A 23,766-nucleotide genomic window follows, 5' to 3' on the forward strand; every position below is an offset into this window, starting at 1 on the left:
TCAGATTCAATGAGTAATTCAGAATCAGGTAGCGAATCAACGTCGGATTCGAACAATGGCTCGAATAACTTGCCACATAATAATTCATTGCCAGATACCGGCATGGCAGATGGCGAATTACTACAGATCTTTGGCGAATTAATTATGTTGTTAGCAATATTAGGAATTAAGCGGAGAAAGTGATTTTTTAGTTTGTGACACTATTTGATTTTTCTTACATTAGTAACTAATACGTAAAATATAGTATAAAAAGGCTGCTTAACTTTGAACCATACTATGGTCTAAGGTTGAGCAGCCCTTTAGTTAGTAATTGTCAGACAGTTATTTACCTAATAGATTTATGTCATTGAGAGGTAAAGAGGGTAAAACATCAAAAGCGTATTTTACGATAAATAGAAAATATCTATAAGGGTAGTAAGTAGTTATGGAAATTAGTGTTAAGAATTTAAGAGATTTAATTAAGCGTGGTGAATATCTTGAAGACTATGGAATTAGTGGGAGAAATAGGAATAAAAGTCAGAAGCAAACTTACAATTTTTGGAAAACAGATGTTGTAAGCTTTTCACAATCATTAGACGACAGTAGGCAATATTATGACTTCAAAAACAAGGTAAGTATCTTGAATTTCTATAATACATTTAAAGATATTCTAAGTGTAACTGCTGCAATGAAGAGCCTTTACAGAAAATTGGTATTTGCTAAATTCGTTAAAGTTGGGAAGTTTGATCAATATTCACGAAATGTTTTTATTATTCATGGTCATGATGCTGAGTTTGTAAGTAAAGTAGAAAAAGTTATAACAGGGCTTAATTTTAAGCCGTTTGATTTAGCTGAGCCGCAAGACAATGAATCAAGACTTATCGAGGAATTAGACCGACATTTAGAAACTTGTAAAGGGTGCAGTTGTTTTATATATCTTTGATAGTTTAGAGAGTGGTAAAGAAGGAGAGTTGGAAGATGCGTAAGAGAAAATTTCGTTTTTGAACACAGTTAAACCAAGATAATGGGTTATAAAAGGTGTTGAATCTAAATTCAACACCTTTTATTTATTGAGTAAAAATAATTATGAAAGAATATGTAAGTTCAACTCAATGTGAATAATTTTTATAGCTTTAGTGATTCGCCTTATGGAAATAATTAATCAGGATAAAAAGGAGAATGATCTTGAACTCGAGACCAGTGATGAGCTATTAGGACGCAATTTATAATCTTTGGAGATACAAGATGGAACATATTAAAGCATTTGGAGCTTTTTTGATTAATCATATTGTAGCTATCATTCTTACGGTCAGTGTACTAATAACGGTGGCGTTTCTGGGTAAAAAGATAGCAACTTATTTTGAAACTACAGGCTTAGCCAGTACAGCCATAGGTAATTTATTTAGCATAAATATACTATTAATTATAATAATAATCATACTTATTGTTATAATTACCCTTCTTAAGAAGAGTAGATAAGTAAAATTGCTAGGGGCAGTACAAAAAGCAACTGATTAGGTGGTAAACCTAATTAGTTGCTTTTTTGTTTTGCAAATTTAGATGTACTCTTAACATGATTATTATTGTAAACGGCTGATTTTTAATATTAAAAATACCAAGAAATCAATGAGCTAGCATATTGTTTCAAAAATCAAAGTATGTTAAACTTATCACAATTTTTAAAAATATGTTCGTTCATAATTGTTAGAAAACTATGCAGTCATTTAGAATGAAAAAATTGGAAACTGAAGGGGATTACCCACTTAACAAAAGAGAGGAAAATTGGTTATGGGTTTAAGGTACCTTAGTTCAGATTCAGCAGGTATGAAGCACAACTTGAAAAGAAGCTTACAACAAGGGCGTGAGGTTATTCAAGAATTAAATAATGGTAGTGATCGCCTAGTCAATGCAGTTGATGGGCATACATTATCAGGTGCGGCTTATACAGCTGGTCAAGAGTTATTTAGGGATTTGATAATACCAACAATTACTAGGGTTTCAAATGCACTTGATAATGTTGAAAGCGACCTACGACAATATGAATCACAGGAACATATTGTTAGCAGTGAGGCTATACTAGATGAAGATACTTTGATGCAGGAACGGCAAATTAAACGTTCATTAGCCGACTCAGCTCACTCAATGTCTAATATGTATGCTGATTTTGCTAAATCAATCGAGCATCTACCTGTCTTGGATATGGGGGCAGGTATGTTTAAAAGCCATGCTAAACAGATGCAAAATGTTGCAGAAAGCTACCAAGATGAAGTTAAGAAGATTGAGAAAAAGCTTAAAAAGTTGCACCAATTTTCAGACGCAACACGTGGATTATTTGAACACAGCCTCAAGGAATTAGCATCAGCTATGCATGCTGTAACAACTTTGAATAGCGTAGTTGTAAATAGTGGGACAGGAACGTATAGTATCCCAAAAAAGAGGGAAAGCTATTCTTTTGATTTTAAAAATGGCGCTCTAGATACTAGTGGTAAAAGAGGCAAGTATAACGCTAATGCACAATTATTTATAGCTGATTTTAGTAATAAATTTGGCTTTGGCAAAAAATTTGTAGGAATTAAAAGCGAGAATAGTACTACTTTAGGCTCTGTCAGTGCAGGATATGCTTCTAGTAAAAATAGAATTTACGCAAAGTTTCTTGCAGATGTTCAGAGCGTCGTAATAAATTTAGATGCTTATTCAAATGACGAAGAAATCAAATATGGACTAAATGCCAAGGTTATTGGATATGCTGGTAAACTTCGATTTGGTGGAGATATAAATAAATATTGGGGAATAGGGTTTGAATTTTTAGCTGGTGAACAGGCATCAATAGGAGAAACCTATACATTAATAAAGGGTGACTCAATAAATAAATATTTTAACTTATACACTGCTGAAAAATCGTATGAAATAAGTGACATTCTTGGTATAAAAACTAAAGTAAAATATCCCGTAATAGTTTGGAAATAACAATGAAAAAAATAAGTATATTAGTATTTTTAGCAATATTAGCTCAAACAGTGACAATAATTATTTCAGGAATTTTAAATAAAATCTCTTCTAGCGGGATAATCGATTTATTAATGTATCCAGGATTTCTATTAATTAGTTTTAGTATGATGTATTTTTTATATCTAAGTGGTGCAAAGTATGGATTTGATTTGGAAAAAATTGCTAAGTATAAAAAATCAGGAATCGCTGCACCAGAATTTTTGGAAAGTGATGAAGCTAATAATTTAGTGACTGCTTTTTTCAAAATTGGTTATAATGGTGGGCTTTTGGCGATTAATATTCTTCCTATTGGCATGTTCTCAGATATTAAAGAGAGTATAAATAATTTTGTAATTATTATTGCCATGGGCTATATTTTATCGCTAGCTCTACTTCTCTGGGCGTCATATTTAGTATATTTATACGGTAAAAAATTAGAACTAAATATTATAAAAAAGGCGGATAAGAAACATGAATAACTTACCCAATGGAGCCATTGTAAAATTAAAAGGAGTTGAAAATAATCTTTTAATTGTTGCTAGACTACCTTTAGTTGAGCAAAATGGTGAAACTGTATACTTCGATTACCAAGCAGCAGTGTTACCGCAAGGTATATCAACAGAAAAAGGGATTTTTTTCAACAGTGACGATATTAATTATGTTATTTTTCCCGGTTTAGCTGGTAATGATACAGTCGAATACAATCAAGGTGTACAAGACTGGTTGAAAAATAACACTGAGTTCAAGAGAGGGATTATTGGTGAGGATACCAATTCTGATGATCTAGACGATGATAAGGCAGAAACTAATAACGAAGTTGAAACGGGACCATTTGGTTTTTAATAAATTTTGAAAATTAATAAGTTAAAAATTGTTGATTAATTATTTAATATTGTGATAGCAACGCTAACAAATTTGTTAGCGTTTTTTATTCTATCAGTATCTCCTAAGTGGTAAAGGATTTATTCCAAGATCTAACATGCTTAACATATTTTTTTCAAAATGTAAGCCTTGAATTAATGTTTTAATTTGATTTATAATTGATTTATTAATTTAAAACTAATTAAGGCGGTGACATTATGCACGTTTCGGATGTAGTACAAAATGAAAAAAGACGTAAAATAATGCTAATTGATTCGAAAAGCTTTTACGCTAGCGTTGAAAGTGTGTCATTGGGGCTTAATCCTTTAAAGTCATTCCTAGTTGTTATGAGTCGGCAAGAAAATACGAACGGCGGCCTTGTCCTCGCAGCTTCACCTAGGGCTAAAAAGGAACTAGGCGTTAAGAACGTAATGCGGCAACGCGACGTACCAAAGGATCCACGTTTGATTATTGTGAATCCACGTATGAATTTATACATTGCGATGAATAAGAAAGTTAACGATATTTTCCGGCAATATGTGGCAGAAGATGATTTGCAACTGTATTCAATCGACGAGTCAATCTTAGATTTAACGCCAAGTTGGACCTACCTAAAATCTAAATTTGGTAATGACTTAACCATGCACAAATTGGCTCGGATTATTCAACTTCATGTTAAAGGAGAGCTGGGTCTCTATCTTACGGTTGGGATTGGTGACAGCGTTGCGATGGCTAAGATGGCCCTGGATATTGAGTCTAAACACAATCATTCTTTAATTGGTGAATGGTCGTTTGAAGATTTACCAACAAAGCTGTGGCCAATTAAAGAATTAGATGAAGTATGGAGTATTGGTGGGCGTACAGCTAAGACGTTGAATAAACTCGGTGTCTTCAGTATGGGAGATTTAGCTCGAATGAATCCATACTACTTAAAAAAAGAACTTGGGGTTCGTGGTGAAGAGTTATTTGCGCTTGCTTGGGGTGTCGATCGTAGTATTGTAGCAAAAAAGTACCATGTTAAAGACGGTAATATTTCTAACAGTCAAGTGTTACCTCGTGATTACGTTAAGCGTTCAGAAATCGAAAACGTTATCCGCGAGATTGGTGAACAAGTGGCCTCAAGATTACGAGCCAAACACAAAAATACTAGTGTCGTGTCACTCTATGTGGGCTTTTCTTATGCAGCAAGCCAGGATAGTAACCGTTCAGGTTTCAGTGCGCAAATGAAAATAGAAAGCACTAATCGTTCTCAACCAATCGTGCAGGCTCTTTGGCAAATATTTGATGCACATTACGATAATGAAGTGGTTAGAAACCTGGGGGGGGGTCGGCTGGAAAATTATCACCTGATGGGCACGAGCAGATGGATTTATTTGTCGCACCGAAAAAACAGGTTGAAGCTAGTTTATTAGAGAAGACTATTGATGAAATCAGAGCTAAGTATGGGGTTACCTCTTTAGTCAAACTATCTTCTTTAGGCCAGGGTGGTACAATGATTAACCGCACTGGATTAGTTGGTGGTCATAATGGCGGTAATGCTTATGGATGATGAGGAACAGTTTACCTTTGAACGTGCTAAGTACTATTTTGAACATGACTACCAGGATCGCGGCATGGTCAAATGGCAGGGCTATTATTTGTCTGATCATACTGAAGACGTTAGTAAGTATTCAGCTAAACGAGCTGCACAGATGCAACAAAAAGCCATGCCTGAAATGTCACTTGAGGAGATTAGCAAAATTTTGTTTGAAGCTTACGCGAAACATAGACAGGTTCGAATTCAAGAACGAGCGCAAACGATTGCTGGACTAAAGCCACCAATTATTGAAGGCCTGGTGTTAGGTTTCGATGAAGAAAGTGTGTATATTGGAGATAATGCAGTTAACTTTGAAAGGTTAATGTGGGCTAGTTTTAAATAATGGTCTAGATTGTGAAAGTGATCAAAAAAACAATGGTATACGAAGATTGTGAAAAGGCGGAGATCAGTTTGTGAATCGACTGAATTTTAGCCCAAGCTACAAACGCCGGTAAATCAACTAGTATTTATAACATGCATTATGTTAACTTCAATTGGTATAGGTTAAAAAATTCTGACTAATCAAGGTTACTATCAAATTAAATGATTATTATTATTTTATTCTTTGATATAATATTCATTGAATAAGACGAAAAAAGCCAGTAAGGGGGGCTACCCTTACCGACCGGTATATTTTTCGGAATACTGGATATTAACGCTGACTACTTGTCAGCGTTTTTCTTTATCCGTTTAGCAGATGCAAAGTGAATAAATAATTTACCCAAAACGTTAAGAATGATGCTTACTATAATTCCAAAGATAATTAAAATTGCTGGCAGATAAGCCATTGATATTCCTCCTTTTGAATCAGTACTACCATAGGCACCACCTTCTTTATTTTATTTAAAGTAAGACGATAAGAAGGAGGTAATATGTGTTTTTTAAATAACATACTAAACGTTTATAGGTAGCGAACCTAGGCGTGTGTACAGACTTCAGTATACTATATATAAATTGCTGATATATAAGTAAATTAGCGAATTTTGAGTGGCAAGGGACATATTATTTAAACTGTGTGTTATAATACACTATGTAATAACATGAAAAAAGCCAGTAAGGGGTGCCACCCTTACCGGCCGGTATATTTTTCGGAATACGGGTTGTTAACGCTGACTAATCGTCAGCGTTTTTCTTTATCAATTTAGCAGTTGCTAAACGGATAAAGAACTTACCCAAAGCATTAAGAATAACGCTTACCATGGTTCCGAAGGCAATTAGAATTGCCGGCAGATCAGCCATGGGTATCCCTCCTTTTGAGGTAGTACTACCATAGGCACCACCTCCCTTATTTTTCTCAATAACATGAAGAGAAGGGTGACTATGTGTATTCCTCAAAATATACCAGACGTTTGTAGGTAGCGAACCTACGCGCGTCCAAACATAAGTATACTATAAATCATTAACATAACTAACTATCATTTAGATTGAGTTGTTACTTAATGAAGCTGAACACAATGGCAAAGATGCCAATCACTGTGATGGGGAACATAATTAGCGCAGCTTCGGAAAAACCGTGGATCAGAATACCAAATATTAGTCCAAGCAAATAGAAGATTCCCTTTAGGATGAATGCGAAAAGTTGAAATCCTAGTCCGAGGATAAAAAAGAGTATGAATAACATAGGCTTGATCCTTTCAAAGTTTGAGTAGGGCTAAGTATGTATCCTGCCAAAAAGGCAGGCCCTACAAGATTATTTTAGTTAGGAGGGCTTCAATATTTAGAGTGGGGAAAGAAATATTGAAGCTAATTTAAAATCACAGGCACGATTGTAAGTTTATCTTGTAGGGGTGATCTTTAAGGCAGCCACATTCCTGAAACAAGCTTAATGAACTAATTCTTTAGTTCGTTCATTTTCAGCTTGAGCTAAAATAGCGTGACGCCGTAAAAAGTGTTTAATGGGTACAATGCTTATTAACTTAGTCTCTTCAAGGTTTGTTGCGGTAATGTTGGTAACTTCCACAATGATTCCACTGGCCAACAATACCTTATCCTTACTGCCAGGGTGAAATGTGTGATCAGTTGCATCGTAGTTCATATAACAATCTAAAACTGAATCAAAGGGATTCAATATTAGTACGTCGCCAACAGAAAAATGCTGATTGTCCAAAACTAAAGCGCGTTGCCTAGCCTCTAAAATGCCATTGTAACTTGAGAAGGGGATTGTAAGTGTATGAATGGTTTCCATGATTTGCCTCTTATCTAATAATGAATTTTCTACCATGCTTACGTAAATGTCGTATGTATAAATCGCGACCAATTAGAATAAACAGATATTTAAAGAGCTTGAAGAGTACATAAAAGCTCAATATTGCTATTGAAAGTAACAATAGAAATAAAAACGCACCATCTTGACCAGATTGGGTTAAAGCTTGAAAAAACGTATTAATCATGGTTTTCCTCCTTAGAAAAGAGCTCCCAATTCTTTAAAATCGTGTGAATCAGGTTGGACAAATTTGTAAGTGTATCTACTTCAGACATTCTTGAGAAAAATTGTGAACCAATGATCCGCAGTAGATAATAATATTGTTCCTCAGCAGTCGCGGCATCAAGTGTTTTTAAAACAAACTCAGCACCAAGATATTTGGAACTAGTGACACTAAAAACGACTTGTGTAGCGTTTAATTCAACTGTTAAGTGATAAGCATTATGATTAGGTGTTTCAATTTTTAGCGTCACCATTATGTAATAAAGCCTCCTTTTTTAAATGCCAGGTAAAAACCTTTCGGACGGTCCTTTTTTAACTCCTTTAAGATTTATTTCATTTTGACAGGAATGCAGTAACCAAATCAGAGATAAATAACAAGGGCGGCTTGCCGTGCATTTACCCTTGTTATTTATCTTAGTTGTACTTGGGGCGTATGCGCCCTTAGTACAACTGATTGGGTTATTGTGTGGATGGCAAAAGGAAATTTTAAAGCAGTAAAAAGGTACCGGAACTTAGATTATTTGAGCCCCGCTGGCGGGGTCTGGGGTGGGTAGGGCAAAGCCCTATTATTTTAGAGTTGGTCTGATGGCTTTGTTCAGTTCAGATAGGCGAGCTGGTGTATCTAGCGCAATTTCATAATGCTTCATAAATGACTTATACCCGACGTACCAATCATTATCAATAAAATTACTAAAGCTGTTGTGCCATTCTTGTAATGAGATGGCTAAACCAGCTTTTTTATTTCCCGTTGCTTGGCAAATTCCACGGAAAAAGTGTGTTTCACCATTGATTAAACGAAAGTCGCCACACTCACACTCAAATACAACGTTTAAAATGGCGGTTTGGTAGCCTTGTTCATTGTTGCTGAATTTATCAGGGTTAAATATTAACCTTTGCCTTTCATTCATTGCGATATTGTTTTTTTGGAACAGCTCGCCAAAATTGGCGTCATCTTGATAGCCTATAAATTGAACGGCGGGTGTGAGCAGTTGAGTAGCTTGGGCTATTGTATTATTGCTATATCCAGAGTTAGTAGTGACAACGCCTTTTGCAAAACTCATTACTATGTCTAAGAAGTGCATAGGCATTACACGACCCCAGCCCCAGCTATAATGAAAGGCTTGGTAAATGGTGTCGTAAGGCTTGTCACCTTTGTTGAATGAATCCATATTTTCAAATATATTGATTGCGATAAGTAATTGTGTGCGTTCTCCCATGATGAAGCCTCCTAATGACTAAGTGTTCTAGTGACCCAAATACATATTCTCTTGACTTTGCTTTGCAATTTCCTGATTGGTGTAAGGGCTTAACCAACTTGTCGACCGTAAACGTTGATTGTCTAAATAGGTATGAGGCTCGCGATTACGATATTTATTTTTAGAAATTGCGTAAACGGTATGCTGATTAAATGCGATAACCGTGTTTTTATATGACCCAACTACTTTGATATTTTCATAATTAGTCTGTTCGTAACCCCATGGGTTAAGCCTATAAAATTCTGGATTATCAAAAAAAGTAATGGAATTAAAAAGTGTTTCCGCAATTTTATAAGCTGCTTCACGACTTTTAACAAATGCTGTCGAGTCCCGTTTAGACGCTGCTAAACGATAGTCACTAAGTAAAGCTGCAACTCCAATAATTTGCTGCTTAGTTTTACCAGCACAGAGTTCGATAAAATATTTTGCTTCATCGTTTGTTAATTTAGTTACCATGATTAAGCCCTCCTAAAGGTCAAAAATAAACTATTGAGTAGTAGATTTCACTGCCTGGTGGAATTTACAAGGATTGATGGCACATGGTTGTAGTAACACAAGGGGCGGTACGCCCGAAGGCTTGCCCTTGTGTTACGTTCCGCTCTTGTGTGCTTTGCACACTTAGTGCGGCACCATGTGCCATAATGACGCAGGAAATGGAACAGGGCAGTGAGAGGTACTAAATTATGTATTTTTGATGCCTTTGGGAGTGAATTTATTTGAACCCCGCTTGGCGGGGACTGGGGTGGGTAGGGCAAAGCCCTAATCCTAGTTAGTTAGGATAAAGTGTTTGCCAATCATACACTTCTAAAGTGTTCTGCTCGCTTTCTGCCATTACTGAAGCAACTTGTAAATCGTCACTGTCTAACACGATTTTTTCAGCGTTATAATACTTTTTCGCAAACTCATAAAAATCAGTGTTTTCAGGTAACTCAACGGTTACAGCTTTGGTGAGTATTTCTTCAAAAGTAAAGGTAACTGGTATCTTTTTAACCATAATTACTTATTCCTATTCCTATTCCTTTTCCTATTCGTATACTTATCCTTACGATTACGCTAAGCCATGCTTCATAGTATCGTTAAACCAACTCAAAATATCACGGTCTAAAACTTTAGGAAGCTTATTGGCTTCATACATATCAGAAGTAACTGTTAGTGCTTGGTACTGTTCAGCCGTCAGACTGTTAGGTTTAATACCTAAATCAAGTAGAAGTAAGGCCTGAAAGAAAAGGCGGGGGCTCTCTTTCTTTAAACTAGTTAATGTGTTGTATATAACTTCAACTAATTTAACACTTGTGGCGGTTTCCATTACTTCTTCAATCTGTTTACCCAACATTGCTTTATAATGCTTAGCTGGGACTTTAGTTTCGTTATAAGCAAAGGTCATATCTGAAATTGATTTAGACATTTTCTCTTGTGTTAAATTTTTAAAGTCATCATAAAAAATTCTAGGCATTTTTTTACCACCATTCTGTATAAGTTAGTTTGTCATCTTCTGCCATATTGGTTACTATAGGTTTCAAATTTTTCAACGTGTCCGCAAGCTCTGCAAAGTAATAGTTATCGTAATCAGTTGACCCAAAGAAGAAACCATTTTGTGTTGGTAATAATCTTGAAGCCATTGAGTTATCATCTAAAACGCTCTTAATATCAATTAAAAGGGCGTTTAGTTCTACCTTTGAAAGTTCACAGGTAACATTGGTATCTTTATCAGCGTTTGCCTGTGTTACTATCCAGTTACGAATTTGGTTAGCCTTACGCCAGTACATTAGCTCTTTAGCCTTTTTATCATTTCCTGACATTAACCACATATCTAAGCCCATGTTTTAATTCTCCTATTCTTTGTTATTCAATTTCGAACGTAAATGAGTCAGTATCATTAAAAAGACGGAAAGAATCTTCTTGGCAATAAAACCAATACTCAACTTCATGAATTTTTTTCGTCAACTCGGCTTTATCGTTAGTACGCCAAAGAGAAATTTTTACTTTATAAGGGTTATTACGGTCTAATTTGGCTTTTAAAGCTAACCCAAACGGTAAATAGAATGGCTCTTCGTCCAAACCTCCAATCATTCCTAAAATGTACATAAAAAACGGCTCGTTATTTTTCATAAGAAGCTCCTAACTAAAATATTTTTTGCCACAAAAACCTTTCGGACGGCTGTCGCCTGTTACAGCTGTTTTTTTGTCGTCGTGACATAAAATTAATTGCAGTTGGCAGCTGAAACACAAGGGCGGCTTTGCCGTTCATTTACCCTTGTGTTTTAGCTAGAGTGGTTTACAAGCTTGCTTGTTAGCCACTCTGCTTACTGCTATAAATTGGTTGGCACAGAGACAAAATAGCTGTGACTGGTGGCAGAACGTACGCTAGTAGTTTGACCCCCCGCTTGCGGGGACTGGGGCTGGTTAGGCTATGAAAAAACAAAATAATAGGTTCACTCTTTTTTTTTGACGCAAAATTTTTTTTGGGTCTTTTTTATTGTGTATTATGACTGCGTAATAAGAAAAAAGGAGAATTTACTATGGCAGCGATGAACGCAAAGAGCAGGTTTCAGAAGAAATTAGAACAGTTTGATATGGCTAAAAATAGAGTTGATGAATTAGCAGAGGCAATGAAAGAGGCTAAAGAAGAATACTTACTTGAGTTAATGGCTCGTTTACAAAAGAAGCTTAATACTGATGATTTGAACGAACTAGAGCGCTTTATCAATAACGTTAAACCGCTAGAGCAAACGCCAAACGCTTCTTTCTTGGCAAAGCAGGAGGTTGAACATGGCAATTAATCGAGCTGCAATGAAGGCACTTCCGATTGAGGCTTACTTAGGCTACAAAGGCATTCCCTTCGAAAAGCATGGTCGAAACTCAATTCATCTGGTGGAGAAAAAAGGCTTAGTTATTGATCTAAGAAAAAATACTTTTGAGTGGTATTCAAGTCCGGCGGGTAACGTCTATGGCGACTTAGGTGATTTTATTGAAAATTGGCTTGGCATGGATAAGAAGGCAGCCTGGAAAGAATGGACCGCCTTTGGACGTGCTTATAACAATTATGATGACGCCAAAAAAGCTGAATATACCGCACCGCGACTAGAAGAAAAACAGAATTTTAATTTTGATCGGTGGCGTACGTCGCAATCGACTGAAAACACTAAAAATTATCTGACTAACGTGCGTGGCTTTCATCCAAAGTTTGTTGAGCCGTTGTTACAAAGTGGGATTATCAAGCAAGGAACTGCCAGAAAGGATAAGAAAACTGGTGAATGGATGAAACCAGCAGTCTTGTTCCCTTGGGTAGATGAAAATTCTAAAGTTGTGGGCTTAGACGTTCAAGGAACAGATATTGATTTTGAAAAGTTTGGTAAACGTGGAACTGAAAAAAGGATTGGTTTTGCTTCAGATACAAATTATGGATTTAATTTGAAGTTTGGTAACGGTGCCGATAATCTAATTGTCTTTGAAGCTCCAATTGATGCTTTGTCATATACCCAGCAAAATCTTGGTTCATTAAGAAACCAAAATACGACAATCCTATCTCTTTCAGGCCTGAATACAAATAAAGTGCTCGCCCAAATGATGCGTAGCAATGAAACCACCGGTAAATGGTATGACAAGATAATCATTGCCACTGACAACGATTTAGCAGGCTTTAACTTTGCAAACCAGATCCATGAAGGCTTTCAGTGGGACGAGAATATGCAAGTTGTACGGCAAATTCCTGTTCAAGGTAAAGATTGGAACGATCAGTTAAAAGCTGGTGTTAAGGGGATTGAAGAGTTTTCACTTGAAGAAAACCAAAAGCGCTATAAAGCTTTATATGAAATGCGGGACATGAAGTCTGCCTTTATTCCAAGCAAGGGTAACAACGTGAACGATAGTTCAGCGCAATCAAAAGCCGTTAAAGATGTTAATCATGTTGGGTCAAATATTAGTTCAACCAGTAAGTCGATAAATCGCGATGATCGTACACAAAATAACCGTCAGAAAAATGAAGCTATTATCAATAAGGCGTTAAATAGCGTTAAGCGAGCACAAAATAATCCAGCTGAATTACGTAATTATTTTGATTTTATAGCTAAGAGCCAAAAATTCTCAGTTCGTAACCAAATGCTGATATATGGTCAAAGGCCCGATGCCAGTATTGTGATGGGATATGATCAATTTCAACAACAAGGCCTACAAGTTTATGACGCTAAGGGTCAAGGCATGAAAGTGTTTGGTACACCCAAGGAGATTAAAACAATTATTTCACCAGACGGTGAGATTATTAAATGGCCTTCAGCGACCAATCAACAAAAGCAAGATGCTGAAGCAGGTAATTTAAAAACCCAAATTAAGAAGTTTTATCCAATCGAAACGGTTTTTGATATTCGCCAAACTAATGCGACGGTTGAGGATTACGCGCGCTTGTTGCCTAAGCCACCAATTCATTTGGGGAAAGATAATTCACCCGAACATTTGGAGAATGCTTATAAAGTGCTCAAAGAGTATGCACAAAAGCAAAACTATCGGGTTGTAGATCAGGATGAACAAGCTTTTAAGTTCTTAGAAAATGTGCAAAAAGGCAAAGCTGTTAACTATGATGGTGATTTTGCCAAGCAAGGCTTTGTTTACACGGATCCAAAGCAACCGGCCAATAACACAATTGTGCTAAGACCTGACATGAATAGAGCACAAAAGGTTCAAGCACTAGCTTATGAAGTTGGCCACGCTTCCCTTTATAACAGCTCGGCTACTCCACAATCTAATCAACAGTTAAAAGCCTTAGAGGCAAGCCTGACTAGCTATGTTGTGATGAAAAATCTAGGGATCAATCCGGATGAATTGGCTCAAAATGACAGTCAAAACGTCAATCATTGGGACAAAGTCTTTGAAGATTTTGCCAAGCTAAATGGTGATAAGGAAAAACAAATTGGTGAGATCACCAGGGCTAGTGATAATGTAAACCGTTTTTTATCCGATCGCCTTTCTAACGGTGAGGCACTTGAATATAAAACAGTAAGTAATAAGTCAGTCAAGAACAATTCCACACAAAAGTTGCAGGAGCAACAGTTAGTGCAGGATCAGTCACAAGAACAGGTAAGGTCTCGTTAAATATGAATAAAAAAATTATTGGCATGTTGTTAGAGGTTGCTTACGGTAAGGGGTATTACGTTTTGTCCGTTCAGGTAAGTAAGGACGATGCAATTATGTTAGTGGTTGATGGGCAAAATTATGTAAATATTTTTCCAACTGGTCAGCCAGCGCTACGAGAGATATATGAGTTTGAAATTCAAATGGTTAAGACCAAACCAGTGGTGGTTTCCGCCTTCAGAGTTAATGCCGAACTGGTTGTTGCAGACGAAATTCCAAGTTATGAAGCACTTCAAGATTTAGATACCACAGGGAGAGAAGCCATGGAACTAAGTAAATTACGTGAAGAACATGAAAAGCAGTTAGCCGCAATTGAAGCCGACCCTGAGCTACTTGCCGAGTTAGATAAGGCCCAAAAAGAGGAAACTGAATGGCGACAAATTAGTATTAATCGTCGGTTACAGGCCGCAGGGATTGAACAAATATTCTCAGATGATGATGTAGCTGCCATCGAGAATGAATCTAAGAAGCCAACCTTAACAGAACTTGCGCGCGCAAGCCGTGAGGAACGCACTGATGGATAAAAGTTACATTGAAAGGTTTACGGTTAATTTTTCTGAATTAGTGGCAAGGGATCCCGACAAACACGGGGCTTATGAACGGGGGAGTGAGCTGCGCCAAATAGTGCGGACCTTAAACCAAGAACGCAAAAACAGTGTGGCAATTGTTGGTGAAGCGGGGGTCGGTAAAACAGCCCTTGTCGAGGAGTTGGCCAAACGAATCAAATTTCACCCTGAAGACGTTCCAACCAATCTGCGCAATAAGCAAATTCTAGGCTTAGAGTTATCTGCATTAATGGAGTATCAGGATGGCGCAACTTTTGCGTCTAATTTGTATAACTTAATTGATGAAATCAAAGCTAATAAAGATTTAATTCTGTTTATTGATGAAATGCACGAATTAATTGGGACGGGAGCTGATGGAAAATCAAGTATGGACGCGGCTAATATTTTAAAGCCAGCAATCGGACGTGGTGAAATTCAGGTGATTGGAGCGACAACCCTTGAAGAGTATCACGAATATATTGAATCAGATAAAGCAATTAGACGTCGCTTTAGCCGCGTCCACTTAAGTGAACTGACTACACAACAGACACTCGATGTTCTGAAAAAGATTAAGCCGGATTTTGAGCGGCGAATAGGTATTGAAATAGCTGATGGTGAAGACTTATTAGAAGCCGTTGTGTCATTTGCGGATCGGTTTATTACCACTGAATATTTTCCCGATAAAGCCGTTACATTACTTGATAGCGCTCTATCTGAAGCTAAACTAAATAAACGTTCATTTTTAAAATTTGATGATATTGCGGAGATTATTCATGAACAATATTTCGTTCCGATGTCTGTATTAACTGAAAGCGACAATGCGAGGTTATATAAACTTTTTAACCGTATGCAAGCTGATGTGATTGGCCAAGATGCAGCTTTATTAAAGATCACAAATAGTATTCGAGTCCGTGCTGCGGGTCTGGGTGATATGTCTAAACCAATCTCATTCTTATTAGCTGGGACTCCTGGTGTAGGTAAAACTGAAACCGCTAAATCATTGGCGAGACATTACTTTGGTGGTGAAGACCAAATCATTCGGTTTGATATGTCAGAATTTAAGTTTGCGAAAGTCTCGATGGAACTATTCATTGAGCGGGCAGCTGAAGCGGTGAAGTATCACCCGTATTCAGTTTTTCTACTTGATGAAATTGAGAAGGCAGATCCTATGGTCTGGGACTTGTTACTACAAATCCTAGACGATGGTCGGTTAACTGATCGCTATGGTCAATTAATCAATTTCAAAGACCTAATTGTCGTTATGACAACTAACATTGGGCATTCATTAATTCTTGACCGGTCTGAACGTAGTGAAGCTTATAAACAGAATGAAACAAATGTCAAAACCTTCCGTCAGGACTTCGAGAGCGCACTGCGAGGCGCTGGTATGCGGCAGGAACTAATTTCTCGAATTGGTTCTGTAATTATCTATAATCCACTAGAAAATGATGACGTCTTGCGAATTATTGATCTAAAAATGGATAAGTTGGCCCAACAAGCGGCTAAACAACATTATCAGATTGTGTATAAGCCTGATGCAGTTACCAAATTAATTCCAACATTTGCGGAACACTATGAAGAGCTTGGTGAACAGCGGCAAGGTTCTTATCCGCTAACAGATTATTTATTGGAACGGGGCTATAAACGGAGTCTTGGGGTTCGACCGCTTGATGATGTGATCCTTGAAAATGTGGAGGCCTTGGTCGCTGAAGGGATTTTGAAGGAACGGCGAACTGGTCAATCTGACGGTCATACCTTTGTCTTTAGAACTTGGGGAAATCCACCCGATGCCAAACACCCCCGTGGTCGTTGGGAGACTGTGGTAACCCAGTTTGAACTTACTGAGGAGGCTGTGGATGTTTAATAAACGTAAGTATGAACAGGAACGAGATTTCGAGCGACAAAGTCAAATTAGATTACGTGGTCGTTTGTGGTTTCGGTTACTAATCTTTGCTCTCTATGTTGTTATGGGCGCTTTTATAGCTTTGGTGGTTGGAACTTTTGCCCGTGTCCTCTGGTATTGTATTGCCAATGGACTCGGTAATTTACTGCTGAATCGATTAGGCTACTATATTGATCCAGCTTTCAGTATCGACTACTTACAACAATACCTGGTCTTTTCATTATCTGGTGGAACCCTTCTTGATCATTCTTGGATTACTTGGACCCTTATGGTCATTGTTTTCTTATTAATATTGCGTCTTGGGTTTAAAAACAATTATGATTGGGGGCAAAAGTTTGCGGACAGGACAACTAATCAAAACCGCTGGGCAACTTTGAAAGAAATTGACGCAGTGTATAAACTCATTCCTGATCGTAATAAGTTTTACAAGGGCTTAGCTGGTGAACCAATTACCCATATTTCTGGTTATTCGGTGGCTTTTCTAAAGCTACACCCTGTGCTTTGGTTAATCCAAATTATCAAAGCGCCATTTGGGCTTAATCGACAAGAATTTCCCAAATCCTATCAAACTTTACGGACTAAACTTTTAAAAACACCAGGTATCAAGTCATTCTTTAAAGGCCAAGCCAGTGTAACCGGTGGTTTTGAAGGCTTCTTTTGGATTGATACAACTCCCACGCACACGAGTATTACGGCACCAACCCGAATTGGTAAGGATCAACGGATTGGTTATCCGACTATTGACGTGTTCCGAAGGGCTGAAATTCAACCCAATATTATTGATACTGATGCTAAAAATGAAGATGGCAAGATGTCGTTTGTACCTTTGTTAAAGGCAGGCTATGACGTTAGTTTTGTTAACATAATTGATCCTAACTGGTCAGAGCTTTGGAACCCATTACAAGCCGCTTTGGACTATGCAAAAGATGGTGAACTTGATGCGGCGCGTGATGAAGCGAGTGTAATTGTTCAAATTATCGGGAGCACAGGTGCTGAAAATACTGAAAATGATACCTGGGATAAGTCGGCTGAAGATACGCAATTGGCGATTATTCTAGTGCTTTTATGGCTAGCCATTGAACACGATGATGATTCTTTAGCAACGCCTGCCAGCGTTCCGCAACTGATAAATTCACTTGGCCAATTTAGTGATCCAAAGGATAAAAACAAAGATGGACTTGCACAGTATTTCAATATGTTAAGGCAACTTGATCCGCTGCCACCGATACTGAATGAAGCCATTTTAAAAGCTGGCTCATATCTGCAAGCAACTGGAGATACAAGGACCTCGGTTATGTTTACTTTGCAGCGACATTCAAGTTTATTTGCCAGTGAAACGGTCGCCAAATTAACCTCACGGTCAACAATTCATATCTCTGATTATGGTTTTCCTCGCATGTTGAAAGTTATGTTGCCTGAAGAATATGCCGGTTTAACGGCTTACGTTGAGCTGTATGATGCCAAACATGTGGAAACTAAAATCAAAGACTATTTTGTCAATGCAATGCGTATTTTGCGCCATCCAATTAAAGGCTGGCGACGTGGTGCCAAACCTTTCTTAGAACAAGACTCAATGAAGGTCAGCAGTTCAGGGGTAATTCATTATCCGTTTAAGAATTACTTTCCTGAGGATTGGTTAATTCGGGTTCATTTTGAAAATAAAGACAATCCGCACCATTTAAGAAAAGATTGGGTCGAGCTGCCAGGGGAGCGCCGTTTGAAATACTCCTTGGGTGGTAAACAAATGTTTGATCCATATACGGGTAAACCTGAGTTCAAAATTGTGCCTAAAGCTTTGAAATACAAGTTATTTGAGGGGCGGAAAGCCAAGTATGATTTACGGTATTCAGAAAAGCCCAAAGCAACCTTTATTGTTGCATCGCAAAACAATGACAATTATTCGGCGCTGGCGTCACTCTTTATCGGACAAGTCTTCTCTGTTAATACGCAAATTGCTTCCGAAATTACACGGCGAAAAATGGATCGCTGGATTGTTTATAAGTTAAATGAGTTTGGCATGTGGCCTCAGATTCCAGGCTTTGAAAATTTCTTAACTCGTGGGCTTACTTACGGTCATATTGTTAATATTTATCTTCAAGATGATATTCAAATCGGCAAGAATTACAGCGACAAAGATGCTAGAGAAATTAAAAGTAATATGGCTACGCAATATTATTTGCAGACTAAGGATAAAGACACTAAAAAAGAATTATCTGAACGGCTTGGTGAAATAGAAGTTCAAAAGGAAATGGTTAATTCACAAATGGGTGAGCAGCAACAGGATCGTAGTAATCGGGTCGTATCGATTGAAACCAAACCTTTAATGCCTGAAAAAGACATTGAAGAATTGCTCGACGGTGAAGTTATCGTAATGCGAACAGCTAAACGTAACGATAAACGGTGGCGCAGAGTTCGAGCATTACCAATCTTTGATACTAAAGCTACGATTATGCCAAATTCACGTGATCTACTGGGTGCTACATATTCGCTCGACTATTACACCACAGACTTACCAATTGAAAATCACGTTAAGCATTTGGCTTATAACGATTTGTTTCAAGACTTCAGTCCGTATTTCTACGAGCTGCAAGATCGACTTTCTATGACAGCCACCAGCCAGGTGAATGTTGGACCGTTAATGAAAGACGTCAATGAAAAAGACTTACAGGACGCGCTCAACATTGCATACGAGCGCGACAATCCACAACTATCACCTAAACAAGTTTCAGAACAGGATCTTTATACGCAGTGGCAAGAAAACTTTAGTAGCGACTTAGATGCGCCCTTTATGTCTGACAAGCAACTAGCCAATATCCCGCTAGTCATGGAGGTAGAGGAGCTAATTAAGGGCCTTCTAAAGAGAAAACATAATACAAAACGAACTGATACGCAGATAAATGCTTTACAGCTTGCGGAACGCGGCGTGTTGTTTGAAACCTTGCCTGAAATAAATACCAATCGTAACTTATTAAACCTGATGGATCGTGATTTAAAGGCGGTGTTTGAAATACAGAAGCGTTTGGATGGTCGCTCACCTGCAAGTGATTTAGTAGCCGCTGAAGGTGAGCCGCTTGAAGAAAAAACAGAAACTGCGGGTCTAAATGATGATGAGCTCGCAGCTCTAGACGCAGCACAAGCTACTTATGAAGAAGAGTGAAAGGAAAGATAATGCAAAATTTATTTTATTTAGCATTAATGAAATTACCTGACACTGGGCCAACAACCCAGTTTTACGATGCTTGGTCGAGCTATCTAAAGGCTATGCCAAGACTTTTATTTATCATAATCGAATTTTTATCTCAAGGACTAGCTGACTTAATATTTGATTTAGGGAACGCAGTCTTAACTGCTTGGGCTAAAGTATGGGATTTAGCCGATTTTAGCGGTATCTTTGCGGTCAAACACGCGGGTGATATGACCGGCTATAATCTAGAACAATATGTAACGCTTTTTGCCAGCATTGGTATGATTGTTTTTGCGATTGTAATGTACGTTCAACTCTTTATGTTCACACTGACCAGTGGACAGAAAGGAAAAGATTGGCCCCGTGGCTTAGCGATTATCTTCACCATTATTGGTATGTTGCCTTTGATTATCAGTGGTGGAACTGCAATAGCTAAGAGTGCTAACAGTACTTTTTTACCAAAAGACAATAACGTGCTGGTACAAGTTTGGCGTAACAACAGTGTTGATATGGAAAAGGTCGCCGATGATAACTTTGATGTGTCATTGGATAAGTTAAAAGATTATAGTCCTATTAAGGAGAAAGATGATCCAGCTGTTGTTAAAGCTAGTTTCTTTTCTAATGTGATGGATGACAATGAGATAAATAAAATTACTGGTTCAAATAAAGATGCAGCAAAGAAAGTATTTAAACAGAAGCGAGGGTTAGATGCTGAAAGCAAACCAGAGGAACTTGATAAAGGCTCGTGGTTTACAGGCGGGATCTTTAACGAGGTTTACCCAAGAATTAAAGTGAATTGGCTGGGTATTATTGGTGCGGAGATAACCTTCGCTATTGTTGGCTTCCTAGCGATAATTGAAGTCACTGTTCGGATCTACCGGATTGCCTATTATTCGATTACCTTATTAATTTTTGCGTTTAGAGACCTTAAAGGTGAAAAAGCAATGCAAATTTTGCATTTAATTGAAGGCTCATTTATAGGTATGGCGTTGATGCCATTGAATGTGCTGATGTTCTTTGCCTTTATTCAATGGGCCATGACCAAAACTGAATCAATGGGCCTCAGTGCAATGCCCTACACCATCTTATCAATTGGATTAATGATTGGTGGTGCTAAAGGCTTACTTGGCGGTTTCTCATTAATTGATGATTGGACCGGTGTTCCAACAGGTCATGGTAATACCGCGCAGTCATTGATTGCGGCAGGTATGGCCGCCAAGACAGTTGATGATGTCGCAAAAGGGCTTGGAAAAACAGCTAAGGCTGGATTTGGTGGCACTAAAGCTTTGGTCGAAAATGCCGGTAACGCAGCCGCCAAGATTTCTGATAAAGTACATTCTAAGATGAATGATTTTGCTTTGCAGCGAGCCGCAAATGGTATGAAAGTACCGTTAAATCCGCAAGGTAAGAATGATTCAGATGGTAATGGGACAGATAGTGCTCCTAATCCTTCAGCAGGTGACAGCGACAGCAAGTTGGACAAGAACAAAGATAGTAATTCAGGTCAAGACACAGGTTCAGCCAATAAACCTGAAAGTGACCATAAAGATGACAGTGATAGTGGTATGCCAACTCCACCACCTAATCCAGCTGGACCAAATGCTCAACCGGCTAGGGGTGATGAAAATAGTACCGCTAACAAAGCTGGCAGTGCTCAAAATCGAACTAGTTCTAAAAATACACCTACTCAAGGTGGAACAGGTGGGCCAATGCGTGTACCTATGAACGGCGGTAATACGACGGGTCAACGGGCAGTAACCTCACCAAGTAGTAGCACTGGCAAAGTAAGTACACCCAACCAGGCACCAACTGTACCGACAAGCAGCAGTCTTGATCAGATGCCAGCAGACGCTCCAAATGTAAATTTGGATAATTCGGCTCCAATGCCAGATATGAGTAGCTTTGATAGCGTTAGTCAACCGTCAGATTATTCGGAGGACGAGATGCCACCACTACCAACTCAGGCGGAACTTGATGAAATGATGCCACCAATTGAAATACCTAAATAATCACTAAAAGGGTAAAACATATCGCTTAAATATGGGTTTACCCTTTTTTTATGTGATTAATTAAGGTAACATTAAGGTATTGAATAAAACAAATGGAGTTAGATAGATGACTAAAAAATTATGGTGGGTAATTGGGATTCTTTGTGCAGTCGTGGTGATTGGCGCTGGAACTTTTACTTATATTAAAAACAATCCAACCAAAGCAATGGCCGCAAAAATGTCAGATAAAGAGTGGAAAGATTTAGGCATTGAGAAACAATTTAAAGTGGCTCCAGCTGGGCATTATGTGCATTTAACTAAGTCTAGCCCATATCTTTATAAGACTAGTTGGTCAGAAAAACAGTTTCATGAATGGTATAATGCTGGTGGCCATAGTGGAAAAGAAAAAATAACTTTTGGAACAAGTAAAACTTTTGACGATAAGAAAATCGTAGACTCGGAAAACGATAACGGCGAAGTTGCTGATGTATGGAGTAAGCTTTTTGATAATACAAAATTTACAGGTCAAAAAGGTGGTGAGCCTGAAGACATGTATCAGGTGTACTTCAATTCAGCAGCCGATGCTAAGAAGGATCCTGACGTAGGCCGAACCGTTTCGCAAATTGTACGATAAAATAAAAAGCTTGAGGAAATTGCTCCTCAAGCTTTTTTATTTGTTGTAATCTAAGATTTTTTGGAAAACGTCAACTGCAAATTCAGATAAGCTCTTGTAACCATTTTGCTTTGCCAGGTCAGTAAGTTCATTCTTCATGGTCGGCGTCATTGTCAAAGACACTGATTGTTTACGCTCTTTGTTAGTTTTTTGCTCAAATGCTAGGTTAGATGCGAACTCATCAGCGTCAAAGTTACGGTTATTTTTTAACGGATTTTCTTGCAAGGCTTGAGCCATAGCATTCTTACTATTATCGTCAGTAAATGACTGACCTTGTTTTGAATTAAGTGACATAATTTATTCTCCAATTATATGTTATCAATCGTTTGAGTGAGTTTTGTAAATTCTTCAACCAAGTGGTCTTTATAGCCTTTATATGAGCGTAGTTTGTCTGCGGTCATATTAGTTACAGCAACCTTTGTAAACGTTGAGGTTGGCATAATTTCACTAAATTTAATGACACCAATGTTGTTAGGGATACTTTCTAATTCTTCTTTAAAAAGGCGGCTAGAAGTAGTCGTTGAACGCGCCTTACTACCGATAAAGTAAACCTTGGCATCAATGTCACTCGCATTGGTCCGTGGGTCAATACTTGCTTCTCGGAACTCAGCCATGCGTAACTCGAATTGATTCTTAAGTTGCGTAAAGCCGTATTCACTTGGTTCAAGAGGTACGATGACCGCGTCACTAACTGCGATTGTATTCTTAGTTAACATGCTAAATTCTGGGTGAGTATCAATAAGTACGTAATCATATGAATAAATAACATCTTTGTTTTTGTTCATCCAGTTAAGCAAAACATACTCGCGAAACATTTTACCTTGAATTAAAGTCTCAACTTGATCAAGGTTTGGTGACGCAGGTATTAAATCAATGTTCTCTGCTACTTGACGGACTTCAGGTTGGCTGCCTATAAAAACGTCAAGCAATGTATTTTGATTGGTAATAACATTAAAGGTCGAACTTAAACTAGCTTGAAAATCAGCATCAATTAAAAGAACTTTTTTGTTTTGTGATGCTAACCATGATGCAAAGTTGAATAGAATGGTGGTCTTACCAACACCACCTTTTGAACCAGTAAATGTAACAATCTTTGTTGTAGTCATAATAGAATCCTCATTGTTTAAATTAGTTGTCAAAATGAAATAAACGTGAGTTAATCAAGGATCGTAACTATTACAACATTAATTATACTACTAGTATAACAATAAGTATACGGTTAAGTATGTTAATGGGTATACGTAAGAGTATACGGTTAAGTATG

The 23,766-nt window shown here is 37.8% G+C and carries 26 protein-coding genes and 1 pseudogene; 15 read left to right on the forward strand and 12 right to left on the reverse strand.

Translation table 11 applies throughout. The features are described 5' to 3' along the window. The 8 genes and pseudogenes from TT13_RS11180 to TT13_RS05585 all read left to right on the forward strand — a co-directional run. Nucleotides 1-183, forward strand: a 183-nt coding sequence (locus TT13_RS11180) for an LPXTG cell wall anchor domain-containing protein (RefSeq protein ID WP_045476775.1), incomplete at its 5' end; no start/stop codon positions are given. 241 nt (nucleotides 184-424) lie between these two features. Further along, nucleotides 425-922, forward strand: coding sequence for a TIR domain-containing protein (locus TT13_RS05555; protein WP_027699067.1), 498 nt, complete (start codon nucleotides 425-427; stop codon nucleotides 920-922). A 302-nt stretch (nucleotides 923-1,224) separates the two neighbouring features. Next, nucleotides 1,225-1,458, forward strand: coding sequence for a hypothetical protein (locus TT13_RS05560; protein WP_027699068.1), 234 nt, complete (start codon nucleotides 1,225-1,227; stop codon nucleotides 1,456-1,458). A gap of 309 nt (nucleotides 1,459-1,767) precedes the next feature. Further along, a complete protein-coding gene (locus tag TT13_RS05565) occupies nucleotides 1,768-2,946 on the forward strand; it encodes a T7SS effector LXG polymorphic toxin (protein ID WP_027699069.1) in 1,179 nt (392 codons plus the stop codon). A gap of 2 nt (nucleotides 2,947-2,948) precedes the next feature. Beyond that, complete coding sequence (locus TT13_RS05570; RefSeq protein ID WP_027699070.1) at nucleotides 2,949-3,446, forward strand: hypothetical protein; 498 nt, start codon at nucleotides 2,949-2,951, stop codon at nucleotides 3,444-3,446. Further along, a complete protein-coding gene (locus TT13_RS05575; RefSeq protein WP_052348557.1) occupies nucleotides 3,439-3,810 on the forward strand; it encodes a DUF4176 domain-containing protein in 372 nt (123 codons plus the stop codon). The genes TT13_RS05570 and TT13_RS05575 overlap by 8 nt, the downstream gene beginning before the upstream one ends. Nucleotides 3,811-4,046: 236 nt before the next feature. Then, nucleotides 4,047-5,377: pseudogene (locus tag TT13_RS05580) on the forward strand (Y-family DNA polymerase). Continuing rightward, a complete protein-coding gene (locus tag TT13_RS05585; protein WP_045476778.1) occupies nucleotides 5,370-5,747 on the forward strand; it encodes a hypothetical protein in 378 nt (125 codons plus the stop codon). The pseudogene TT13_RS05580 and the gene TT13_RS05585 overlap by 8 nt, the downstream one beginning before the upstream one ends. Before the next feature lie 319 nt (nucleotides 5,748-6,066). Here TT13_RS05585 and TT13_RS11620 read toward each other — a convergent pair whose 3' ends face one another. The 10 genes from TT13_RS11620 to TT13_RS05635 all read right to left on the reverse strand — a co-directional run bounded on the left by TT13_RS11620 (nucleotide 6,067) and on the right by TT13_RS05635 (nucleotide 11,194). Continuing rightward, nucleotides 6,067-6,192: a hypothetical protein gene (locus TT13_RS11620; protein ID WP_278279338.1), complete on the reverse strand. Its 126-nt coding sequence runs from the start codon at nucleotides 6,190-6,192 to the stop codon at nucleotides 6,067-6,069. Nucleotides 6,193-6,517: 325 nt separating this feature from the next. Then, complete coding sequence (locus TT13_RS11625; RefSeq protein ID WP_278279339.1) at nucleotides 6,518-6,643, reverse strand: hypothetical protein; 126 nt, start codon at nucleotides 6,641-6,643, stop codon at nucleotides 6,518-6,520. A gap of 583 nt (nucleotides 6,644-7,226) precedes the next feature. After that, nucleotides 7,227-7,625 carry a hypothetical protein gene (locus tag TT13_RS05595; protein ID WP_190279630.1) on the reverse strand — a complete coding sequence of 133 codons (399 nt, stop codon included), beginning with the start codon at nucleotides 7,623-7,625 and terminating at the stop codon, nucleotides 7,227-7,229. Nucleotides 7,626-7,786: 161 nt separating this feature from the next. Then, nucleotides 7,787-8,083 (reverse strand): hypothetical protein, encoded by a 297-nt coding sequence (locus TT13_RS05605; protein WP_027699075.1) that lies wholly within the window; start codon nucleotides 8,081-8,083, stop codon nucleotides 7,787-7,789. 312 nt (nucleotides 8,084-8,395) lie between these two features. Further along, the gene (locus TT13_RS05610; RefSeq protein WP_027699076.1) at nucleotides 8,396-9,046 is read right to left on the reverse strand and encodes a hypothetical protein; all 651 of its coding nucleotides are present in this window, start codon (nucleotides 9,044-9,046) and stop codon (nucleotides 8,396-8,398) included. Nucleotides 9,047-9,073: 27 nt separating this feature from the next. Continuing rightward, the gene (locus TT13_RS05615; RefSeq protein WP_027699077.1) at nucleotides 9,074-9,541 is read right to left on the reverse strand and encodes a hypothetical protein; all 468 of its coding nucleotides are present in this window, start codon (nucleotides 9,539-9,541) and stop codon (nucleotides 9,074-9,076) included. 313 nt (nucleotides 9,542-9,854) lie between these two features. Beyond that, complete coding sequence (locus TT13_RS05620; RefSeq protein ID WP_027699078.1) at nucleotides 9,855-10,079, reverse strand: hypothetical protein; 225 nt, start codon at nucleotides 10,077-10,079, stop codon at nucleotides 9,855-9,857. Between the two features lie 54 nt (nucleotides 10,080-10,133). Beyond that, nucleotides 10,134-10,538 (reverse strand): hypothetical protein, encoded by a 405-nt coding sequence (locus TT13_RS05625; RefSeq protein ID WP_027699079.1) that lies wholly within the window; start codon nucleotides 10,536-10,538, stop codon nucleotides 10,134-10,136. Nucleotides 10,539-10,542: 4 nt separating this feature from the next. Next, nucleotides 10,543-10,905 (reverse strand): hypothetical protein, encoded by a 363-nt coding sequence (locus TT13_RS05630; RefSeq protein WP_027699080.1) that lies wholly within the window; start codon nucleotides 10,903-10,905, stop codon nucleotides 10,543-10,545. Between the two features lie 22 nt (nucleotides 10,906-10,927). Beyond that, nucleotides 10,928-11,194 carry a hypothetical protein gene (locus TT13_RS05635; protein ID WP_027699081.1) on the reverse strand — a complete coding sequence of 89 codons (267 nt, stop codon included), beginning with the start codon at nucleotides 11,192-11,194 and terminating at the stop codon, nucleotides 10,928-10,930. A gap of 410 nt (nucleotides 11,195-11,604) precedes the next feature. On the opposite strand from TT13_RS05635, the gene TT13_RS05640 reads away from it, so the two are divergent. The 7 genes from TT13_RS05640 (at nucleotide 11,605) to TT13_RS05670 (ending at nucleotide 22,463) form a co-directional block, all read left to right on the forward strand. Next, nucleotides 11,605-11,865, forward strand: coding sequence for a hypothetical protein (locus tag TT13_RS05640; RefSeq protein ID WP_027699082.1), 261 nt, complete (start codon nucleotides 11,605-11,607; stop codon nucleotides 11,863-11,865). After that, nucleotides 11,855-14,170, forward strand: a complete 2,316-nt coding sequence (locus TT13_RS05645; protein WP_027699083.1) for a toprim domain-containing protein — start codon at nucleotides 11,855-11,857, stop codon at nucleotides 14,168-14,170. Before TT13_RS05640 ends, TT13_RS05645 begins: the two co-directional genes overlap by 11 nt. Before the next feature lie 2 nt (nucleotides 14,171-14,172). Then, a complete protein-coding gene (locus TT13_RS05650) occupies nucleotides 14,173-14,733 on the forward strand; it encodes a hypothetical protein (protein ID WP_027699084.1) in 561 nt (186 codons plus the stop codon). Then, nucleotides 14,726-16,618: an AAA family ATPase gene (locus TT13_RS05655; protein WP_045476779.1), complete on the forward strand. Its 1,893-nt coding sequence runs from the start codon at nucleotides 14,726-14,728 to the stop codon at nucleotides 16,616-16,618. The genes TT13_RS05650 and TT13_RS05655 overlap by 8 nt, the downstream gene beginning before the upstream one ends. Then, complete coding sequence (locus TT13_RS05660) at nucleotides 16,611-19,814, forward strand: type IV secretory system conjugative DNA transfer family protein (RefSeq protein WP_027699086.1); 3,204 nt, start codon at nucleotides 16,611-16,613, stop codon at nucleotides 19,812-19,814. Before TT13_RS05655 ends, TT13_RS05660 begins: the two co-directional genes overlap by 8 nt. An 11-nt stretch (nucleotides 19,815-19,825) precedes the next feature. After that, nucleotides 19,826-21,850 carry a pLS20_p028 family conjugation system transmembrane protein gene (locus TT13_RS05665; protein ID WP_027699087.1) on the forward strand — a complete coding sequence of 675 codons (2,025 nt, stop codon included), beginning with the start codon at nucleotides 19,826-19,828 and terminating at the stop codon, nucleotides 21,848-21,850. A 106-nt stretch (nucleotides 21,851-21,956) separates the two neighbouring features. Next, on the forward strand, nucleotides 21,957-22,463 hold the full coding sequence (locus TT13_RS05670; RefSeq protein ID WP_027699088.1) for a hypothetical protein: 507 nt from the start codon (nucleotides 21,957-21,959) through the stop codon (nucleotides 22,461-22,463). A gap of 36 nt (nucleotides 22,464-22,499) precedes the next feature. Here the strand turns inward: TT13_RS05670 and TT13_RS05675 are convergent, their stop codons facing one another. Continuing rightward, nucleotides 22,500-22,796 carry a tunnelling fold family protein gene (locus TT13_RS05675; RefSeq protein ID WP_027699089.1) on the reverse strand — a complete coding sequence of 99 codons (297 nt, stop codon included), beginning with the start codon at nucleotides 22,794-22,796 and terminating at the stop codon, nucleotides 22,500-22,502. Nucleotides 22,797-22,810: 14 nt separating this feature from the next. Next, a complete protein-coding gene (locus TT13_RS05680) occupies nucleotides 22,811-23,608 on the reverse strand; it encodes a ParA family protein (protein WP_045476782.1) in 798 nt (265 codons plus the stop codon). Between the last annotated feature and the right edge of the window lie 158 nt (nucleotides 23,609-23,766).

The sequence above is a fragment of the Weissella oryzae SG25 genome (assembly GCF_000691805.2).
GTDB lineage: Bacteria > Bacillota > Bacilli > Lactobacillales > Lactobacillaceae > Weissella > Weissella oryzae.

What these genes read in the sequence shown, in the direction of transcription:
- TT13_RS05555 (WP_027699067.1), top strand. Translation starts at nt 425, where the DNA reads ATGGAAATTAGTGTTAAGAATTTAAGAGATTTAATTAAGCGTGGTGAA.
- TT13_RS05560 (WP_027699068.1), top strand. Translation starts at nt 1,225, where the DNA reads ATGGAACATATTAAAGCATTTGGAGCTTTTTTGATTAATCATATTGTA.
- TT13_RS05565 (WP_027699069.1), top strand. Translation starts at nt 1,768, where the DNA reads ATGGGTTTAAGGTACCTTAGTTCAGATTCAGCAGGTATGAAGCACAAC.
- TT13_RS05570 (WP_027699070.1), top strand. Translation starts at nt 2,949, where the DNA reads ATGAAAAAAATAAGTATATTAGTATTTTTAGCAATATTAGCTCAAACA.
- TT13_RS05575 (WP_052348557.1), top strand. Translation starts at nt 3,439, where the DNA reads ATGAATAACTTACCCAATGGAGCCATTGTAAAATTAAAAGGAGTTGAA.
- TT13_RS05585 (WP_045476778.1), top strand. Translation starts at nt 5,370, where the DNA reads ATGGATGATGAGGAACAGTTTACCTTTGAACGTGCTAAGTACTATTTT.
- TT13_RS11620 (WP_278279338.1), bottom strand. Translation starts at nt 6,192, where the DNA reads ATGGCTTATCTGCCAGCAATTTTAATTATCTTTGGAATTATAGTAAGC.
- TT13_RS11625 (WP_278279339.1), bottom strand. Translation starts at nt 6,643, where the DNA reads ATGGCTGATCTGCCGGCAATTCTAATTGCCTTCGGAACCATGGTAAGC.
- TT13_RS05595 (WP_190279630.1), bottom strand. Translation starts at nt 7,625, where the DNA reads ATGGTAGAAAATTCATTATTAGATAAGAGGCAAATCATGGAAACCATT.
- TT13_RS05605 (WP_027699075.1), bottom strand. Translation starts at nt 8,083, where the DNA reads ATGGTGACGCTAAAAATTGAAACACCTAATCATAATGCTTATCACTTA.
- TT13_RS05610 (WP_027699076.1), bottom strand. Translation starts at nt 9,046, where the DNA reads ATGGGAGAACGCACACAATTACTTATCGCAATCAATATATTTGAAAAT.
- TT13_RS05615 (WP_027699077.1), bottom strand. Translation starts at nt 9,541, where the DNA reads ATGGTAACTAAATTAACAAACGATGAAGCAAAATATTTTATCGAACTC.
- TT13_RS05620 (WP_027699078.1), bottom strand. Translation starts at nt 10,079, where the DNA reads ATGGTTAAAAAGATACCAGTTACCTTTACTTTTGAAGAAATACTCACC.
- TT13_RS05625 (WP_027699079.1), bottom strand. Translation starts at nt 10,538, where the DNA reads ATGCCTAGAATTTTTTATGATGACTTTAAAAATTTAACACAAGAGAAA.
- TT13_RS05630 (WP_027699080.1), bottom strand. Translation starts at nt 10,905, where the DNA reads ATGGGCTTAGATATGTGGTTAATGTCAGGAAATGATAAAAAGGCTAAA.
- TT13_RS05635 (WP_027699081.1), bottom strand. Translation starts at nt 11,194, where the DNA reads ATGAAAAATAACGAGCCGTTTTTTATGTACATTTTAGGAATGATTGGA.
- TT13_RS05640 (WP_027699082.1), top strand. Translation starts at nt 11,605, where the DNA reads ATGGCAGCGATGAACGCAAAGAGCAGGTTTCAGAAGAAATTAGAACAG.
- TT13_RS05645 (WP_027699083.1), top strand. Translation starts at nt 11,855, where the DNA reads ATGGCAATTAATCGAGCTGCAATGAAGGCACTTCCGATTGAGGCTTAC.
- TT13_RS05650 (WP_027699084.1), top strand. Translation starts at nt 14,173, where the DNA reads ATGAATAAAAAAATTATTGGCATGTTGTTAGAGGTTGCTTACGGTAAG.
- TT13_RS05655 (WP_045476779.1), top strand. Translation starts at nt 14,726, where the DNA reads ATGGATAAAAGTTACATTGAAAGGTTTACGGTTAATTTTTCTGAATTA.
- TT13_RS05660 (WP_027699086.1), top strand. Translation starts at nt 16,611, where the DNA reads ATGTTTAATAAACGTAAGTATGAACAGGAACGAGATTTCGAGCGACAA.
- TT13_RS05665 (WP_027699087.1), top strand. Translation starts at nt 19,826, where the DNA reads ATGCAAAATTTATTTTATTTAGCATTAATGAAATTACCTGACACTGGG.
- TT13_RS05670 (WP_027699088.1), top strand. Translation starts at nt 21,957, where the DNA reads ATGACTAAAAAATTATGGTGGGTAATTGGGATTCTTTGTGCAGTCGTG.
- TT13_RS05675 (WP_027699089.1), bottom strand. Translation starts at nt 22,796, where the DNA reads ATGTCACTTAATTCAAAACAAGGTCAGTCATTTACTGACGATAATAGT.
- TT13_RS05680 (WP_045476782.1), bottom strand. Translation starts at nt 23,608, where the DNA reads ATGACTACAACAAAGATTGTTACATTTACTGGTTCAAAAGGTGGTGTT.